At 34.8% G+C, this 18,250-nt stretch carries 17 protein-coding genes; 5 read left to right on the top strand and 12 right to left on the bottom strand.

The window, feature by feature from the left end; translation table 11 throughout:
* The first annotated feature begins 315 nt into the window (after nt 1-315).
* The gene (locus GCQ56_RS00520) at nt 316-1,623 is read left to right on the top strand and encodes an acetyl-CoA hydrolase/transferase family protein (RefSeq protein ID WP_152732440.1); all 1,308 of its coding nucleotides are present in this window, start codon (nt 316-318) and stop codon (nt 1,621-1,623) included.
* A gap of 52 nt (nt 1,624-1,675) precedes the next feature.
* Here the strand turns inward: GCQ56_RS00520 and GCQ56_RS00525 are convergent, their stop codons facing one another.
* Both GCQ56_RS00525 and murC read right to left on the bottom strand, forming a co-directional pair.
* Nucleotides 1,676-3,994 (bottom strand): tetratricopeptide repeat-containing sensor histidine kinase, encoded by a 2,319-nt coding sequence (locus tag GCQ56_RS00525; RefSeq protein WP_152732441.1) that lies wholly within the window; start codon nt 3,992-3,994, stop codon nt 1,676-1,678.
* 83 nt (nt 3,995-4,077) lie between these two features.
* A complete protein-coding gene (gene murC / locus GCQ56_RS00530) occupies nt 4,078-5,439 on the bottom strand; it encodes a UDP-N-acetylmuramate--L-alanine ligase (RefSeq protein ID WP_152732442.1) in 1,362 nt (453 codons plus the stop codon).
* A gap of 107 nt (nt 5,440-5,546) precedes the next feature.
* On the opposite strand from murC, the gene GCQ56_RS00535 reads away from it, so the two are divergent.
* The gene (locus tag GCQ56_RS00535) at nt 5,547-6,389 is read left to right on the top strand and encodes an MBL fold metallo-hydrolase (RefSeq protein WP_152732443.1); all 843 of its coding nucleotides are present in this window, start codon (nt 5,547-5,549) and stop codon (nt 6,387-6,389) included.
* Here the strand turns inward: GCQ56_RS00535 and GCQ56_RS00540 are convergent.
* The 8 genes from GCQ56_RS00540 to arsC all read right to left on the bottom strand — a co-directional run bounded on the left by GCQ56_RS00540 (nt 6,382) and on the right by arsC (nt 13,964).
* Entirely contained in the window at nt 6,382-6,720 is a 339-nt protein-coding gene (locus GCQ56_RS00540) for a hypothetical protein (protein ID WP_152732444.1), read from the bottom strand. The two genes, GCQ56_RS00535 and GCQ56_RS00540, sit on opposite strands and share 8 nt — an antisense overlap.
* A 36-nt stretch (nt 6,721-6,756) precedes the next feature.
* Nucleotides 6,757-7,206 (bottom strand): DUF2752 domain-containing protein, encoded by a 450-nt coding sequence (locus tag GCQ56_RS20830; RefSeq protein WP_152732445.1) that lies wholly within the window; start codon nt 7,204-7,206, stop codon nt 6,757-6,759.
* Entirely contained in the window at nt 7,181-7,651 is a 471-nt protein-coding gene (locus GCQ56_RS00550) for a DUF4199 family protein (RefSeq protein WP_152732446.1), read from the bottom strand. The genes GCQ56_RS20830 and GCQ56_RS00550 overlap by 26 nt, the downstream gene beginning before the upstream one ends.
* Before the next feature lie 37 nt (nt 7,652-7,688).
* A complete protein-coding gene (locus GCQ56_RS00555) occupies nt 7,689-8,192 on the bottom strand; it encodes a thioredoxin family protein (RefSeq protein ID WP_152732447.1) in 504 nt (167 codons plus the stop codon).
* 73 nt (nt 8,193-8,265) lie between these two features.
* The gene (gene scpA / locus GCQ56_RS00560; protein WP_152732448.1) at nt 8,266-10,422 is read right to left on the bottom strand and encodes a methylmalonyl-CoA mutase; all 2,157 of its coding nucleotides are present in this window, start codon (nt 10,420-10,422) and stop codon (nt 8,266-8,268) included.
* Nucleotides 10,423-10,484: 62 nt separating this feature from the next.
* On the bottom strand, nt 10,485-12,347 hold the full coding sequence (locus GCQ56_RS00565; RefSeq protein ID WP_152732449.1) for a methylmalonyl-CoA mutase family protein: 1,863 nt from the start codon (nt 12,345-12,347) through the stop codon (nt 10,485-10,487).
* 115 nt (nt 12,348-12,462) lie between these two features.
* Complete coding sequence (locus GCQ56_RS00570) at nt 12,463-13,518, bottom strand: endonuclease/exonuclease/phosphatase family protein (RefSeq protein ID WP_152732450.1); 1,056 nt, start codon at nt 13,516-13,518, stop codon at nt 12,463-12,465.
* Nucleotides 13,519-13,622: 104 nt separating this feature from the next.
* A complete protein-coding gene (gene arsC / locus GCQ56_RS00575) occupies nt 13,623-13,964 on the bottom strand; it encodes an arsenate reductase (glutaredoxin) (protein ID WP_152732451.1) in 342 nt (113 codons plus the stop codon).
* 171 nt (nt 13,965-14,135) lie between these two features.
* Here arsC and GCQ56_RS00580 point away from each other — a divergent pair, with 171 nt between their 5' ends.
* Nucleotides 14,136-14,357: a hypothetical protein gene (locus GCQ56_RS00580; protein WP_227005955.1), complete on the top strand. Its 222-nt coding sequence runs from the start codon at nt 14,136-14,138 to the stop codon at nt 14,355-14,357.
* Between the two features lie 30 nt (nt 14,358-14,387).
* Here GCQ56_RS00580 and GCQ56_RS00585 read toward each other — a convergent pair whose 3' ends face one another.
* Nucleotides 14,388-15,053 (bottom strand): Crp/Fnr family transcriptional regulator, encoded by a 666-nt coding sequence (locus tag GCQ56_RS00585; RefSeq protein ID WP_152732452.1) that lies wholly within the window; start codon nt 15,051-15,053, stop codon nt 14,388-14,390.
* 126 nt (nt 15,054-15,179) lie between these two features.
* On the opposite strand from GCQ56_RS00585, the gene GCQ56_RS00590 reads away from it, so the two are divergent.
* Entirely contained in the window at nt 15,180-15,629 is a 450-nt protein-coding gene (locus tag GCQ56_RS00590; protein ID WP_227005956.1) for an OsmC family protein, read from the top strand.
* 47 nt (nt 15,630-15,676) lie between these two features.
* Here GCQ56_RS00590 and prfB read toward each other — a convergent pair.
* Nucleotides 15,677-16,772 (bottom strand): peptide chain release factor 2 gene (gene prfB, locus GCQ56_RS00595; protein ID WP_152732453.1). Its coding sequence is split into 2 segments (ribosomal slippage): nt 15,677-16,708 and nt 16,710-16,772, totalling 1,095 coding nucleotides; the frame shifts between segments, so codons are not numbered across the junction.
* 604 nt (nt 16,773-17,376) lie between these two features.
* On the opposite strand from prfB, the gene GCQ56_RS00600 reads away from it, so the two are divergent.
* Nucleotides 17,377-18,243, top strand: a complete 867-nt coding sequence (locus tag GCQ56_RS00600) for a hypothetical protein (RefSeq protein ID WP_152732454.1) — start codon at nt 17,377-17,379, stop codon at nt 18,241-18,243.
* Nucleotides 18,244-18,250 lie beyond the last annotated feature (7 nt).

The following is an 18,250-nucleotide window of genomic DNA, read 5'->3' on the forward strand; positions in this document are numbered from 1 at the left end:
TATTAGATGTTTGGGTTTTGCAGCCGGGGTTTGGGTCCCCGGCTTCTTTATTTTATATTTCTTCCTAAGTCATTTCATCATTATTTATCTACTTTTGCCATTCGGCTAAAAAAACTGAGTAGTTAGTATCTTTTTATCTTTCAAATTAATTTAAGTTATTTCTGGGAGTAAATTTGCAAAGTCTTAATTATGAATTGATAATGAAGATATGTTTTGTAGCACTCATGCTGAATAGCAGAAACTGCACCTAAAAAATGTACTACTTTAGTCGGCGATTTAGAATAATATAAACATCAATATAAAAACCGATTAGAGATGCGTAAGGAGATTAAGACAGTTTCTTTTGAAGAAGCAGCGAAGGTGATTAAGTCTGGCGATAGAGTACATTTACACTCTGTTGCATTGACACCTCATAAATTTATTAATGCAATGTGCGATCGCGGTCGTAACGGCGAAATTTACGATGTAACAATTCAGCACATTCACACCGAGGGTCCAGCACCTTATGCTGATCCGGAATTTGAAGGAATTTTTAATCTTGAATCTTTGTTTGTAGGAGCAAACGTTAGAAAGCAAACTCAAGCTGGATACGCAGATTATATTCCTGTTTTCTTGGGAGAAACTCAACAGTTGATTCGCGAAGGTATTTTGAATGTAAATGTTGCGGTTGTACAAGTAAGTACTCCTGATAAGCATGGATATGTATCTTTAGGAACTTCAGTAGAGGCTAGTAAAGCTGCAGTTGAAGAAGCTGATACAGTTGTTGCAATTATCAACCCAAATGTACCTCGTGCTTTTGGTGATGCAATGATGCCATTAAGTATGTTCGATGTTTTCTGTGAAGATAATTCTCCACTAATAGAGCATCACAACGCACCTTTATCTGATCTTGATATTCAAATTGGTAAAAATGTTGCTGGTTTAATTCCTGATGGAGCTTGTCTTCAAATGGGTATTGGTGGTATTCCTAATGCTGTATTGGCACAGTTAGGAAATCACAAAGATCTTGGAGTACATACTGAAATGTTTGCTGACGGTCTTCTTCCTTTGGTAGAAAGCGGTGTTGTAAACGGTAGAAACAAGAAATTAGATCCAGGTAAAATTGTTGCTGGTTTCTTGATGGGAACAAAAGAGCTTTACGATTTCGTTGATGATAACCCAGGAGTATTAATGATGGATGTATCATATACTAATGGTGTTGGTATTATCAAGCAAAATCCTAAGGTTTGTGCAATTAACTCTGCATTATCAATTGATATTACAGGTCAGGTTTGTGCTGATTCTATCGGAACTAAGCATTATTCTGGAGTAGGTGGTCAAATTGACTTTACTCGTGGAGCAGCGGCTTCTGAAGGTGGTGTACCAATTATTGCAATGCCATCGGTAACAGGAAAAGGTGTTTCGAAAATTACTCCAACATTGTTGACTGGTTCGGGTGTTGTAACTACTCGTAACAACATGAGATGGTTTGTAACAGAACACGGAGCTGTAAACTTATTTGGTAAATCTCTTCAACAAAGAGCTAAAGCAATTATTTCTGTTGCTCACCCAGATTTTAGAGAAGAGTTGGATAGAGCTGCATTCGAAAGATTCGGAAGCCACTATCACTTTGTAAAGAAATAGTAAATAAGTTATTTTAGATATATCAAAAAGGCATCCAACAGGATGCCTTTTTTTATGCGTTTGATTTTGGAACTGATTCCATCAGTTTTTCTGATTTTGGAATAGTTATGTAGAAACTACTTCCTTTTCCTTCTTCACTTTCAGCCCAAATTTTACCTCCATTTTTTTCTACGTACTCTTTGCAAAGTAATAATCCAATTCCGGCACCCTTCTCCTGAGCAGTTCCCAAAGCTAGATAATTGCTATCCAAACGGAATATTTTATTCAAATTCCGCTTGCTCATACCTACACCTTCATCCGAAATTTCCAATTCAACTAAATATTTTTTCTCTCTTGCTGATAACGTAATTTTGCCTTCTGGAAAGGAAAATTTAACTGCATTTGAAATTAAATTTTTAAAGACTTCGGTGATTGCTGCCGGATCGGCATAAACCATTGAGGTGTTATCCATATTAAAAATCACCTTAATGTTCTTTTCAATAATAGGACCTGATAATTTTTGCAAAGTATTGTTTAAATACTCCTTAATATTAAAATATCGTGGAACAAAATTTGTTTTTCCAGCCTGCGAAGCCGACCAAAGTAAAATATTTTCAACAAGGTTGTTGGTATGTGTTGAGACATCTCGAATTTCTCTCGCCAGAGTTTTTTGAACTTCAATATCGTTCTCTTCTAAGCTGTCAATTAAATTTGAACTGATGTTTTTTAAATCGATAAAAGGTTCTCTTAGGTCGCTCGATATGATATTGAAAATTTTATCTTTAGTAAGATTCAGATCTCTTAGGATCAATTCCGATTCTTTTAAACGTGAATTGATATCCTCAAGTTCATTGTTTTTTTCACTTAGTGCAGTTGTAGCTTCTTTCCTGATTTTAATGTTCTTTTTAACGAAGTAGCCTATTATACCTGCGGAAATAATCAGAGTAATAAAAAGATAAATAAGAATGGTTTGCATTCTATTGTATTCTTTCAAACTTTTGATCTCATCTTTATTTTTAGAAATTTCATAATTGGCTTCAAATTCCGATATTTTTCCTTTATCTAGCTGATCAACAATGCTATCGTATTGTGTATTGGAATAGTTGCGGTAATATTTTAGAGCCTTCTGATAATCACCTTTATTGGAAAAATATTCGAATAAATTCTCTGAAGTTTTCTTCTGAAGATTTCTGTCGTTGGATAAGTTTGCATTTTCAAAAGCGGTTTTTAAAAATTGCAAAGCTTCATCACTCTTGTAAAAATTCATTAGAATTTCACCAATGCTATTCGAAGAATAGGCTATGCCTTTTACATTCCCTATTTTCTCATGAAGATTCAAAGCAATTTTATGGAATTCCTGACTTTTATCGAAATTATTAAAACTACGATACAGGTTTCCAATCAAAGAAAATACATTGGCTTGTTCTTTTAGATCTCCGATCTCATCGTAAATTTTTAAAGATTCGTTGTAATGTTTTAGTGAAAAATCAAGTTCGTTTAAATCTTTGTATACAGTTCCGATATTTTTAAGAGTGGCAGCGGTAAATCTTTTATTGCCTTGATTTCTTCTTAATTCAAGTGCTCTATTATAGAAAATTAAAGATTCGTTGTAGTTATTTAATCGCCAGTAAATTCCTCCAATATCATTTAAAGTATAGGCAATTAATGATTTGTTACCTGCCTCTTCTCTAAGTACCAATGCTTTTTTGTAATAATCTAGGGCTTTATTGTATTTGTTGAGGTTCTTGTATACATTTCCCAGATTATTTAAGGAAGCAGCAATGTCTGATTTATCACCAAGTTTAGATCGAATTTCCAGAGATTTTAGATAGTATTCCAGAGAGTTGGCGTAATCTTTTTTTAGCCAATAAACACTACCAATATTATTTAAGGTGTAGGCAACTTCTTTTTCGGTTCCTTCTTTTGCTCTAATATCAAGCGATTTATTGAAATACTCAAGAGCTTTTTCGTATTTCTGAAGTATTTTATAAATCTCACCTATATTATTGTATGACGCGGAAATAGATAAATATTCGGTAGTTGTTTTTCTAATTGCGAGAGCTTGTTCATGACAATCCAATGCCCTTCTTAAATTGTTTATTTTTCGGTACAGATTGCCAAGCTCATATAAGGCATCTGATTTTTCGATTGGTTTTTCCGCTAATAAAACAACAATTTCCTTAGAGTAATTTATGCTTTTATTGAGGTTTACTTCCTGGTATAATTTTGAGAGTTCCTCCAGTAAGGCAATTCTTTCGTTACCTTGAGTTTTTAGAAGCATCTCTTCCGCCTTCTGAATTTGATCCTGTGAAATTGCATTCATACCAGGTATGAAAGCAAGAAGAAGAATCAAAGAAAAAATTCTGGAGTAATGAGAAATGGCGTAGCACATTTTAGAATCAGTTTAATTCTAAAAATAGCATTATTTTACTACCGATCAAAACATTACTACCAGAACCTTTAAGGCAAAAAACACTATTTTTTGATAATGTTTTCAGCCAATTCGTTAAGGTTTACTCCTGAGAAATTTCCTGAACTCATCAGTAAGACATTGGTATGCTTAAAATCTTTCGATAAAAGATCAGAAATTACCTTATCTGAATCTGTGTAAACCGTAATGTTCTTACCACCAAAAGCATCAGCAACCTGTTCTTTGCTTATTTGTTCCAGTTTTTTGTGTTCTATGGTTTTTGGATTAAAATAGACGATTGCCTCATCAGCCATTATCATAGAGTTTTTGTATTGTGGCAAAAATTCTTTCTTTAAGCTACTGAATGTATGTAACTCCATGCATGCAATTAATTTTCTAGAATTGAATTGTTTTTTGACAGCTTCAGTTGTAGCTTTTAATTTTGAAGGAGAGTGTGCAAAATCCTGGAAAACAGTACAGGATTCATTCTCTGATAATTTTTGTAAACGCTTTGCGGCACCAGAAAAGCTATTGATTGTTGAGTAGAATTGCTCATCGCTTAATCCGGCTTGCTTGCAAATGTAATAGGCACCCATCAAATTTTGAAGGTTGTGCTCTCCAAAAATCTCCAATTCAACATCACCATTATCCGTCTTTAATATGGTTTTATTGTTCACCACTTCAAATTTTGGTGTATTGTATGGCAAATACTCAACATCAGACCTTTTGTTATCAACAATTTTATTGATGTGTTCATCGCCATCAAAATAAATCAGGCTGCCATTGGGTTGAATTTTATTGGTGAAAATTTTAAATTGCTCAATGTAACCTTCAAAAGTTGGAAATACATTAATGTGATCCCAAGCAATTCCGGTTAGTAGTGCAATATTGGGATGATACAAATGAAATTTTGGTCGTCGATCTATTGGAGAAGATAAATATTCATCACCTTCGAAAATGGCAATTTTGGCTTCTTTACTTAGTTTAACCATGGTTTCGAAACCTTCAATTTGGGCTCCAACCATATAATCAAAATCAAAATTGTTCTCTTTAAAAACATGCATCACCATCGATGTGGTTGTTGTTTTTCCATGACTTCCACCAATTACAATTCTGATTTTGTCTTTAGTCTGTTCATAAATATATTCTGGATAGGAATAAATTTTGACTCCTAATTCTTGAGCTTTTAGCAATTCAGGATTATCAATTCTGGCATGCATTCCCAGAATAACAGCATTTAAATTGGTATTTATTTTCTCAGGAAACCATCCCCATTTTTCTGGTAAGATTCCATATTTTTCTAATCTTGATTTAGAAGGATCAAAAATTTCATCATCCGAACCTGTTATTTCAAATCCTTTTTTGTGTAATGCGATTGCTAAATTGTGCATGGCACTTCCGCCAATTGCTATAAAATGAACCTTCATTGATAATCGTTTATAAAGTTGTATTTTTGATCTCTGTGTAAATACGCAAGACTTCTGATTTTAGGTGTTTGCGAAGTTTAAAGATACTAGAATAAAACAAAATAATCATGGAAATATTCAATATAGAAACCGGAAATTTTATGTGCGATGGGGGAGCAATGTTTAGTGTTGTTCCAAAAGTAATGTGGAGTAGAAAGTATCCGAGTAACGAAGACAACTATTGTAATTGCGCAATGAGATGTATGTTGGTAGTTGATGGCGATAGGAAAATATTGATTGATAATGGAACTGGTGATAAGCAAAGTGAAGAATTTTTTAAACATCAACATTTAAATGGGGATGCACGTTTGCTTGATTCTTTAAGAAATGTTGGATATTCTGCTGATGATATCACAGATGTTGTGTTTTCCCATTTGCATTTTGACCATTGTGGAGGAGCTGTAAAATGGAATAAGGATAGAAGCGCTTATGAATTGGTGTTTAAAAATGCCGAGCATTGGGTAAGCAAACAACAATGGGAAAACTATTTGAATCCTAACATTCGTGAAAAAGATGCTTTTTTCGATGAAAATATTATGCCAGTGAAGGAATCGGGTAAGCTCCATTTTGTTGAGGAAGAAGGCGAGTTGTTCCCAAATATTGAAGTGCGAATTTTCGAAGGACATACTCCTGGATTGATGATTCCAATAATCAATTACAATGGAACTAAAGTAGTATTTGCAGGAGATTTTATTCCAACCGCTGCCAATGTTCCGGTTAAATGGTTGGCGAGTTACGATTTGAATCCAACAGCTTCATTAAACGAAAAAGACAACTTCCTAAAGGAAGCTGTCCTTGAAAATTGTATTCTTTTCTTACAGCATGACATTACCACTGAATGTTGTAGTCTTATTCAAACAGAGCGAGGAGTAAAAGCAAATAAATTTTTCCCGCTATCGGATCTTAAGTAAGACTTAGTTCTTGATTTAATCCATAAGAATCGGTTAGTACAGCTTCGATATTTGCGATGCGTTGGAAAACCGATTTTTTTGTACCAAAATCTTTATAGTTTGAATCAAGATAATTCAGATAATATTCAATAACTCTTATTTGAGTTGTGAGAGTTGAGGTTTCAAATTTCTTGTCAAAATCAATATGATTTATTCCATTTTGATCTAATAACTGTTGCACAATAATTCCTGCCTTCAATATTCTTTTGGAAAGACTATTTTCATTATAAATGTGCATTGCCATTAGACTTGTTAGTAGTGTTAGGCATAAAATTACAAGTACAACTGACATATCGTAAATTTTTGTTTAACAAATATTAATCTACAATCAATTTACGATAAATTTTTTGAAAAGTTCAAATGTGAATTTTATCAATGGGCTGAAAACCAGTAAAAAACCTATTGTCGACAATGTAATGTCGGATAAAATATAGGCTTTAATCAAAGTAAATCTTTCTTTTATCAGGAAAAAGCTACCAATTCTAAAAACGAGCTGTATTAGGAAAAAAATAAATATCTGTAAGCCAATGGGATTGAAGTTTATGGCTGATTTAACATCACAGCGTATCAGTGAGGAAAAACTTCTGGATAACCCTGTAGAAGGACTAATTTCACCTGTTAATTGGGTAAAAACAGATGGAATTGGATGATTTATTTTATTAGGGGAGTAAATTGCAGAGTAACTGAAAATGGCAAACAGAATGCTTGCCAAAATCAGATTTATAATTCTGTAATTTGAAAACAGAAGCGAGTTATTCAATTTTTGTTTCAACTTCAACTTTTACTTTCAGTTCAATACTATCAGCTTTTATTTGAATAGAGTCAATATGGATTTCCTCCAGTTGATCTTCAAGTTCTTCCAAAGCTTCTTGCAAATCAGGATTGTGTATAGATTCTTCAATTACTTCCTCAATTACATCCTCAACAAATCCCTCAATATCTTCATCATCTATACTAGCTAATCCAGCAAGGAAAAATAACCAAACTGAAGCTACGAGTAATCCAACAACTGACACAATAAGAGCACCAATGTTAAGACCACGTGCGCCATTATCTTTATTGGCTTGACTTAACCCTATAATACTAATGATAATTGCAATGATTCCTGGAATGAATGCTATAAAGCCAATACAAGGTATAAATCCAATGAATAGTGTAAGAATACCCAGAATTAATCCTATAATTCCTAAAGTCTGTCCTGCATTTGAGCGTACTTGTTCCATGATTTAATTTATTGATCAGTGCTTAAAGTTAGTAATTTTAGTTTAAGATTTTTAAAAGATCTTTCTCCAAACTTTTATTTGGTGTTTCTATAATACGACCAATTTCTTTTCCATTGCAATAAATAATTGCGGTAGGTACTCTGCTGACATTATTAACTTTTGCATCGTAATCTGGAGAATTCTTTTTTGTATCGAGAGCGTTCATTGTTAGTTTTTGAAAAGGGAAACGAATCTCATCTAGTATTTTTATAAAACGTGGTACTTCACGATGGGAGTCGTGACACCAGGAACCTAAAATGAGAGTAATACTTATATCCTCAAAAGATTTTTTTCTCAATTTCTTAATGATTCCTTTTTTAGGATGATAAGATTTATACTCAGGACCATACCAATCTTTGCAAATATCTCCTTCAAAAGCTTCCAAAGTAACTCGTCCATGCAAGACATTTCTATTGATTCTTTGATCGAATTTGCTTTTGTTTTGAGAAAATCCGGAAATACCGATGGATATAAGTAATACGAGAAAAAGAAATCTTATCATGATATTGATTTTAGTGCATAAAAAAAGACAGGAAGTAAACTCCCTGTCTTTAAATATAATGATAATATCAATATTAGTCTTGATACTGCTCAATTAGGATATCAAGCATTTGCATTGCACATTTTGATACTTTGGTACCAGGACCAAATACACCAACAACACCAGCTTCGTATAAGAAATCGTAATCCTGAGCTGGAATAACACCACCTGCAGTAACCATGATATCTTCACGACCTAATTTCTTTAATTCCTCGATAATTGCAGGAACCAAAGTTTTGTGACCAGCAGCCAATGAAGAAACACCAACGATGTGTACATCATTCTCTACAGCTTGCTTAGCAGACTCTTCCGGAGTTTGGAACAATGGTCCCATATCCACGTCGAATCCTATATCAGCAAAACCAGTAGCAACAACTTTACCACCACGGTCGTGACCATCCTGACCCATTTTTGCAACCATGATACGAGGACGACGTCCTGACATTTCTGCAAATTGATCTGCTTTTGCTTTCGCGTTAGCGAAGTCAGCATCTTGTGCTGATTCTGATGAATATACTCCTGACACGGTTCTAATTACAGCTTTATATCTACCACAAATTTTCTCACATGCATCTGAAATCTCACCAAGAGAAGCACGCAATTGTGCAGCCTTAACAGCAAGATCCAATAAGTTACCTTCACCTCCGTTTGCACAAGCAGTGATGGCTTCAAGAGCAGCTTGAACAGCTTTCTCGTCACGGTTAGCACGTAGTTTGTTCAATCTTTCGATCTGAGCAGTACGTACAGCAGTGTTATCTACCTCCAAGATATCCAAAGGATCTTCTTTCTCCAAACGATATTTGTTAGTACCAACAATAGTTTGAGTGTTCGCGTCAATCTTAGCTTGAGTACGAGCAGCAGCTTCTTCGATACGAAGTTTTGGAATACCAGACTCAATCGCCTTAGCCATACCACCTAATTTCTCAACCTCTTCGATATGAGCCCAAGCTTTGTCTACCAACTCCTGAGTTAATGACTCAACGTAGTATGAACCAGCCCAAGGATCTACCGCCTTACAGATTGTAGTCTCATCCTGAATATAAATCTGAGTATTACGAGCAATACGTGCAGAGAAGTCAGTTGGCAATGCAATCGCCTCATCCAATGCATTTGTATGCAACGACTGAGTGTGACCCAATGCAGCAGCCATAGCCTCTATACAAGTACGTCCAACGTTGTTGAAAGGATCTTGCTCAGTTAATGACCAACCTGAAGTCTGTGAGTGAGTACGCAATGCCATAGACTTAGGGTTCTTAGGATTGAATTGTTTTACAATCTTAGACCATAGTAAACGACCAGCACGCATCTTAGCAATCTCCATGAAGTGATTCATTCCGATAGCCCAGAAGAAAGACAAACGAGGAGCAAAAGCATCAACGTCCATACCTGCAGCAACACCTTTCTTCAAGTACTCCAAACCATCAGCAAGTGTGTAAGCTAACTCGATATCTGCTGTAGCACCTGCTTCTTGCATGTGGTAACCAGAGATAGAAATAGAGTTAAACTTAGGCATCTTCTGCGAAGTAAATTCGAAGATATCAGCAATAATTTTCATAGAAAACTCTGGTGGGTAAATATAAGTGTTACGCACCATGAATTCCTTAAGGATATCATTCTGGATAGTACCTGAAAGTTCATCCAACTTAGCTCCTTGCTCCAAACCTGCAACAATATAGAAAGCCAATACTGGAAGTACAGCACCATTCATAGTCATAGAAACAGACATCTTATTCAGTGGAATCTGATCGAAAAGGATCTCCATATCAAGAATAGAGTCGATAGCAACCCCAGCCTTACCTACATCACCAATTACACGAGGATGATCTGAATCATATCCACGGTGAGTAGCCAAGTCAAATGCTACAGAAAGACCTTTCTGACCAGCAGCTAGGTTACGACGGTAGAATGCATTTGATTCTTCAGCAGTAGAGAAACCTGCGTACTGACGAACTGTCCAAGGACGCAAAGGATACATTGCTGAATAAGGTCCACGTAGGAATGGTGGTAAACCTGAAACATAGTTCAAGTGCTCCATACCTTCTAAATCTTCCTTGTTAAAAGCTGTTTTAACCGGAATTTGCTCTGGTGTCATCCAAGATTTTTCAATGCCGTTTTCCTTTTCCCATTCCTGAGAAGTAGCAGCAGCTCTTTGTGATGACTTGATATTTATATCTTTAAAATTTGGTTTCATTTTTTCTGTTTTTATCCTGTAGAGACGTAGCATGCTACGTCTTTACCGTGCAACATCTCTAATTAAATTCCAAGATTAGCTTGGTAAGCTTTTAAAGTTTCAAGAACGTTAGATTTCACGTTAACGAAGTTCTCGATACCCTTAGCTTTTAACTCGTCAGCACATGCAGGAGCACCTGCTACAACAAGAGTTGCGCTTCCTTTAAGTGCTTCGAAAAGCTCAGGAGCGATAGTTGCGTACTCATCATCTGATGAACAAAGTACAACGATCTTAGCATTTTTCTCTGTTACGAATTTCACACCTTCTTCAACTGAAGTAAAACCATTGTGGTCTTCAACATCGAATCCGGCACAAGCGAAGAAGTTACATGCAAACTGTGCACGAGCCTTACGCATATTCAAGTTACCGATAGGGAACATCATCACTTTAGGGCGACCATTTTCCTTAGCATAAATATCAGTCTTATTACGAAGAGCTTCGAAAGCTTGAGCACCACGGTATGGCTTCAATGTTTCGCAAACTGCATTGTCAGCAGTTTTATCTTCTGGAGAAAGTACTGACTCAGGAATGGTTTCAAGAACCTCACCGAAGTTAGGGAATTGATTTGTTCCTAAGAAGTTCTCTTTACGAGTCGCAATAGCTAAATCTCTCTTCTGAGCAGTAGCCTTAATTGTTTCCTGAATGAATCCAGCTTTGAAAGCAGCAAGGTATCCACCTTTTTCTTCAACAGCTAAGAATAATTTCCAAGCCTCATCAGCGATTGATTCAGTTAATGACTCAATATAGTATGAACCAGCAGCAGGGTCAGCAATCTTACCCAAGTGCGATTCTTCTTTTAATAATAATTGTTGGTTACGAGCAATTCTTTCGGAGAATACTGAAGATTCAGCATAAACAGAATCGAAAGGTTTCACTGTGAATGAATCCAAACCACCTAAAACAGCAGACATAGATTCAGTTTGAGTACGCAACATGTTCACATAAGGATCATAAACAGATTTGTTCCACTCTGAAGTCTCACCGTGTACAAACATTTTACAAACAGTTTCGTTTGAAGCACCAAATGCTTTAACGATGTTCGCCCATAGCATACGACCAGCTCTTAACTTAGCAATCTCCATGAAATACTTAGAGCTTGTTGCAAAGTTGAAACGCATTTTAGGAGCAACTTCGTCAACTGAAAGTCCAGCTTCGATCATTTTTCCTAAATACTCAGCACCTGATGCTAAAGAGAAACCTAATTCTTCAACAATTGAAGATCCAGAGTTGTTGAATAAGCTTCCACCTACTGCAATAACTTTGTAGTTAGGAAGAACTTTTGCAGCTTCAATAGCACCTTTCACGTATGCGAAAGCGCTCTCTTCAGATTGACAATAGTTACCTACTGTACTGAATCCCTTAATAACATCGATAGAAACACCACCACGAACTTTATCTAAAGCAATGCCTTTTTCAGTAGCTAATGCTTGTAGGTTTTGAAGAAGTTCAACAGAAGAATGTGCTTTCTCGAAGTTAATCTCAACACAATCCATATAGATACCATCTAATAAGGTAGCTAATTCTTCTTTGCTGATTGATTTCCAATCTAATACAAATCCAATTGAGTCAACACCTTTGTTCATGATGTCAAGAGCAGTTGCATTAGCTTCTTTTACATCCTTTACAATGATATCCTGACGAACTAACCAATTATTGTTATCCTTCTTGTTTCCACGAACATATGGGAAATCTCCAGGATAAGTGTTCATGAAGGCTTTGTCATCCATGTTCTCCAGTCTGTAGAAAGGCTGTACATTGAATCCTTCATTTGTTCTCCAAACTAACTTTCTATCAAAGTCAGCCCCTTTAAGATCTTTAGCGATTTTGTCAATCCACTCTTGAGTCGATTGAGGAGCAAAGTCACTAAAAAGTTTATTATCTGCCATAACTGTAACTGTTAATGTAACTGTTTAAAAATTAGAGCCTAAAAATAAGCTCTTTTTATCATTTACGGAAAGTTTAAATAATGTTCTAAATCATACTTTTAGAACATGAAAAACTTTATTGTTTTGTGTTGTATTCTACTATAATTGGAGCATGATCAGATACTTGCATCCAATCTTGCATCGTTTTTCCACTTTCGTTAATAAAACTTCCATTGGTAAAAATGAAATCTACTTTACGATTCCAAAAGCCATTCTTGTCGGTTGTGTGAGTAAAATGGTTTTTGTTATTCGTTTTATAGTTTTCTAATGGAATAGCTGCCATATAATTTTCATAAAATGGCATCATCCATTGTTTTTCGACACTGTAATCATCTGCTTCAAAATCACCATCGGTACAAACCGAATCGTCAAACTTACTGGTTTGTTTGGAATAAGGTGGTAAAGAATTAAAATCACCAGCAAGGATCAATTGCTGCCCTGCGTTTGAGATTGAATCAGCATAAGCTTTAATAATTTCCAATTGTTTTTTCTTGGTATCATCTTGTGCATAGGCTGATGCGTGAGTATTTAACAGATGTATAGATTTTCCACTATGTTCCAATTTGGCTTCCAAAATATTTCTCTTGAGATAAAAATATTTTACAATGAAATTTTGTGATTTAATAAGAGGCAATGCAATTCGGTTGGCATCGGTAAATTTCCATTTTGATAGAATTGCATTTCCTGAATCCATTTTTCCAATCCCATCGCTTGGAATATGACTTGCTTTCCACTGCGAAGCATAAACGGCATAATTAAAATCGGTGCTGTCAAGCAGATATTGAACCTGATCGACAAAAGCACTTCTTTTGGCATTTACATCTGCTTCCTGAATCATTAAAATATCAGGATTAAGCTGTTTGATTTTTTCAGCAAGAACTTTCATATTATCAAGTACTTCCGATTTTCCCATAATGACTCTATCACCATGGCAATCGAAAAAGAAATCGATTCTTCCACCTCCAAATTTAATGTTCCAAGTCATCACTTTCAAAGAGTCTGGAAAGGGAACATCGTTCATTTCATCGCTTACATATAGCGAAACTTCACTACCGATTTTCGTTTGAAAAGGATCGCAAGCAGCCGCTAAAATCGATAACATGATCAAAGATATCTTCCTTAATTTGTTCATAAACAGATTCTGTTAGAATTCTCGATTGTGCATTATCATATTGGTACAAATCAATGAAATGTACCTTGAGCCGTGTAAATATTTATAAATAAGAAGTTGAGGATTTATAAAATCTCGTCAACATTTTCAGTAGGGTGAGCAAAAATTGCCTTGTGATCTTTTACAACAATTGGGCGTTGAATTAAATTAGGGTATTCAATTAAAATCTTGATCCACTCATCACGATTAAAATTCTTTCCTTTAAAATCGGTTTTGTAGATTTTTTCGTGAGTACGAACAATATCCTGAGGCTCTTTGTTCATTCTCATTAAAACGTCAGCAAGCTCAGCTTCGGTAAATTCTTCTTTTAAATAAAGTCTGATTTCCGGTTCTAAACCTTTGTCTTGTAAATATTTTAATCCTGCTCTACTTTTACTACAACGAGGATTGTGATATATCTTTAACATCTTGTTGGTCTGAGTTTTTGGTTTTGTGTGTACAAATATACGCCTTTCCATAAGATTTGAAGAACAGCTTTAGGATAAATTTCACTTGAAATTTAAAAGCTAAATGTCAAGTTTTCGACACTATATTTAAAATATCTTTGTTAGGTTTAAGTAGTGAAAAATTGAAAGGGGATGATGAAGAACTTTATAAAGAATAGAAAATTTGAAATAATAGGAGGTTTGGTAGGACTGCTGGGAGGATTTCTTTACTGGAAATATGTTGGTTGTATTAGTGGCACTTGCCCGATACAAGCAAATTGGTACAGCATGGTTCCTTATGGAGGATTATTTGGTGTATTGTTGGGTGGCATGTTTAAGCCTAAAACAAAAAAGAAAGATGAAGTAGAGGTTTAATCTGTAATGCCTCTGGATATTTCGCAAGCATTAGCCATGTTGTGCAATATCCTGTAAGCGTGCAAAATTTATTATTGAGAATAGTTTTCCATTGCTTTCTATGATTCCTTCTTTACGAAAATCAGCAAGATTTTTTAAGACACTTTCTTTCGAAAAACCTATGATTCTTGCTATATCTTGCCTAGTTAAAGGAATGTTGAATGTGCTTTTACCTGTGTTTTTTTCGAATTCGCATATTAAAAAAGCAAGTGCTCCAGCTGAATTTTTTTCCTTCAGATTCATATGCCAGTTAAGAAAATTCTCATTCACCATGGAGATATATTTAATAAATGCCATTGCAAATTCTTTATTTGTCTGCAGTAGTTTAGAGAATAAATCCTTACTAAAAATTTCAATGGTACAATTGGTTAATGCTTTAGCTGAGAATCGGTAACTAGTTCCTGAGTAAACACAATTAATTCCGATAAATTCTCCCTGAAATAGCAAGTTGAGAGCTTGATTTTTAGAATCTTGTTTCAATGAAAGTTCGACTAATCCCGATTTTAAAAAGTAGAGATTGTGTACTGGTGTTCCCTTTTTTACAACAAGCTCTCCTTCTTCAAATCTTAAACTACTACTAGAATTGAATAGTTCATTTTTTTCCTCTTGACTAAGAGTCGATAAACAGTTTTTTCCTGAGAGATGTGTTAATTCCATAATTCCTAATTTGATGCTGGGGTGTAAAATTACACTCTGATAGCTTTCTAACTACATCTTGCATTACAATAATACAATCAAACAAGGGGTTAGTTTTGCAAATGTACAATTTTAAAGATATATACTATGGAACAAATGGAAATACAAAAGATTGGATTTACAGTTCAATCAGAAAGTAAATCAAGCTCAAAATCAGAAATTAGAGTAAGAGATTTTAAAGTTATTGTGGATGAACCGGAACAATTAGGAGGAACAGATCATGCACCGAATCCTGTTGAGTATATTCTTTGTGGTTTAACTGGTTGTGTTCATATCCTTGCATATAAAGTGGCAAAGGAATTAAACTTTGAGCTTCAAGATTTAAAGATTAAGGTAAGTGGTGATTTAAATCCTGAAAAATTATTTGGAATGTCAACAGATGAACGTGCAGGATATCAAAATATCAAGGTTAAACTGAATCCAATAAGTAATGCAAGTGAAGATTTGCTTAAAAAATGGCAAGAAGTAATGGCGGAAAGAAGTCCGGTTTTGGATAATTTATTGAATACGACACCCGTTTCAATAACTATTGAATAATAGCAAAGCCGTAGCAACTAATAATAGTATGCTACGGCTCTTAAATTTTATTTTTCTTCTCCTGAGAATTCCATCAGGTATGCTTTAATGAATCCATCTAAATCTCCATCCATTACGGCTTGAACATTCGATGATTCATGACTGGTTCTTACATCTTTTACCAGTTTGTACGGTTGCATAACGTATGATCTGATTTGAGATCCCCATTCAATTTTCATTTTGGAGCCTTCAATTTTGTCAATCTCTTCCTGACGTTTTCTTAATTCCAGTTCGTACAACTGAGATTTTAGCAAACGAAGTGCATTTTCACGATTACCTAATTGTGAACGACTTTCGGTATTTTCAATAATGATTCCGGTAGGAGCATGTCGCAATCGAACTCCTGTTTCTACTTTATTTACATTCTGTCCACCTGCACCACCAGATCGGAATGTATCCCAAGAGATATCTGCATTGTTGATTTCAATTTCTATTGAATCATCAATAGCAGGATAAACATAGACCGATGCAAAGGAAGTCATGCGTTTATTAGCGGCATTGAAAGGAGAGAGACGTACCAAACGGTGAACGCCATTTTCTGATTTCAAGTATCCGTAAGCAAAATCGCCTTCAAATTCTAAAGTTGCCGACTTAATTCCTGCTTCATCACCTTCCTGATATTCCAGTTGCTTTACCTTATATCCATGAGATTCACCATATCGCAGATACATACGGTGTAACATGTCTGCCCAGTCGCAACTTTCGGTTCCACCAGCACCTGCATTAATTTTAAGAATAGCACCTAATTTATCTTCGTCTTTGCGAAGCATGTTTTTTAGCTCTAACTCTTCAATTAAGGTTTCGGTAACGGCAAATTGTTCATCAACTTCTTCAGGTGAGGCTTCACCTTCTTTTGCAAAATCGTATAAAACAGCTAAATCTTCAACCGATTCTTTAACTTTTTCGTAGGATTCAACCCAGGACTTTAGTCCTTTTACCAATTTCATTTGAACTTCGGCTTCTTTAGGATTGTCCCAAAATCCTGGAGCTTGAGTTCTCATTTCTTCTTCTTGTATCTGAATTAATTTGGCATCAATGTCAAAGATACCTCCTTAGCGCTTCCGTGCGCTCCGCTAAACTCTTTAGCTGGTCTGTTGTAATCATTCTAGAAATTTATAATTGAGATGTAAAGGTAATAAACAAAGAGTAATGAACAATCTGAAATGAATAGGTAATAGTATTGTACGAAGAAAAATGATTAGACGACGATCGTGTAAAGATTTAGAAATTGATTAAGAAAAACTGAATTAATTTGGCATCAATGTCAAAGATACCTCCGATTACAACTTAGGGCTTCCGTACGATCAGCTATACTCTTTAGCTGGTCTGTTGTAATCATTCTAGAAATTTAATAATTGAGATGTAAAGGTAATGAAAAGTACTGGAAGTGTATTGTTACAACTTTTAAGTCATGATGAAATAGTTAATTAATCATAAAATTCAACAAGCGTTCTCGTTTATGCGCTTCAATAATTAAACAAAGCACTTAGAAAGTTAGCCTATTTATGTTTGTTATTGTCTGATTGATATTTGTTTAATTTATAATCCGGGCAGAAAAATAAAATTGGATTTTGAAAGTATAAAGAACTTAAAATCGAACATTTAATATTCTTTATTTACTAAATATTTTAAAAATAATTGTTCCATAAAATTAAAATGTTGGAACATCTTATTATTGTCCATGTTACTAATTATTAAAAAGAAAAAAATGAAAAAACTATCTGTACTCTTAACACTAATGATGATGGTGAGCATTTTATTTGCTCAGGAAAAAAAAGAAGTTGTGTTGATTGGTGATATTAAGTGTTCTTATAAGAATTCTGAACAGTTTAAAAAAAATGTTCATGATGTAATTGTTCAAGCTTTTGTAGAAAAAGGATTACATGATGTGATTGATATTAACACTTTGTCAGCAGTTGGTCAGGAAATTTATCGTCAATCAGGTGAAACAGCATTGAACGAAGACAATATGAGACGTTTAAGCGAAGCTGGAGTAAAAGGTGCAGATTGGATTGTGACAGGTACACTATCTAATTATGATGCTGTTCCTGTTAAAAATGACAAAGGACAATTGACTGGTTACAATGGGAAATTAAATTTCGTATTCAAGGTAACCAATTTAAAAGATGGCACTCAAAAAGGTGTAGCTGATATTGCTTGTTCTACTTTTTTATCTGAGAAAACAAAGGATGCAGCAATTATGAAAGCTGTGAAGAATGCGAAAGATAAAGTGATAAAGAAAATCAAAGGAATTTTTCCAGTTGTTGCTGAAATCGTTGAAATTACAGCAGAGAAAAAAGGTGCTGCTAAAACTTTATTGATTGAAGCTGGAACTGCTTTAGGTGTTCAAAAAGGTGATCAGTTTAAGATTTGTGAAGAGAAAATGTTTAGAGGGAAAAAACGCATTGTTGAAATTGGTAGAATTAAGGTTGTGGATGTGCAAGGTGATGATTTTGCAGAGTGCAAGGTTGTAAAAGGTGGTGATAAAATTTTAAAAGATTTTAATGCTGAACTAAAGATTTTTGCAGAAATGATTGAAAGAACAGGCGGATTACCAGGTGGTCTAAAGTTATAATACAGAA

The sequence above is a fragment of the Marinifilum sp. N1E240 genome (genome assembly GCF_009295825.1).
Taxonomy (GTDB): Bacteria; Bacteroidota; Bacteroidia; order Bacteroidales; family Marinifilaceae; genus Marinifilum_A; species Marinifilum_A sediminis.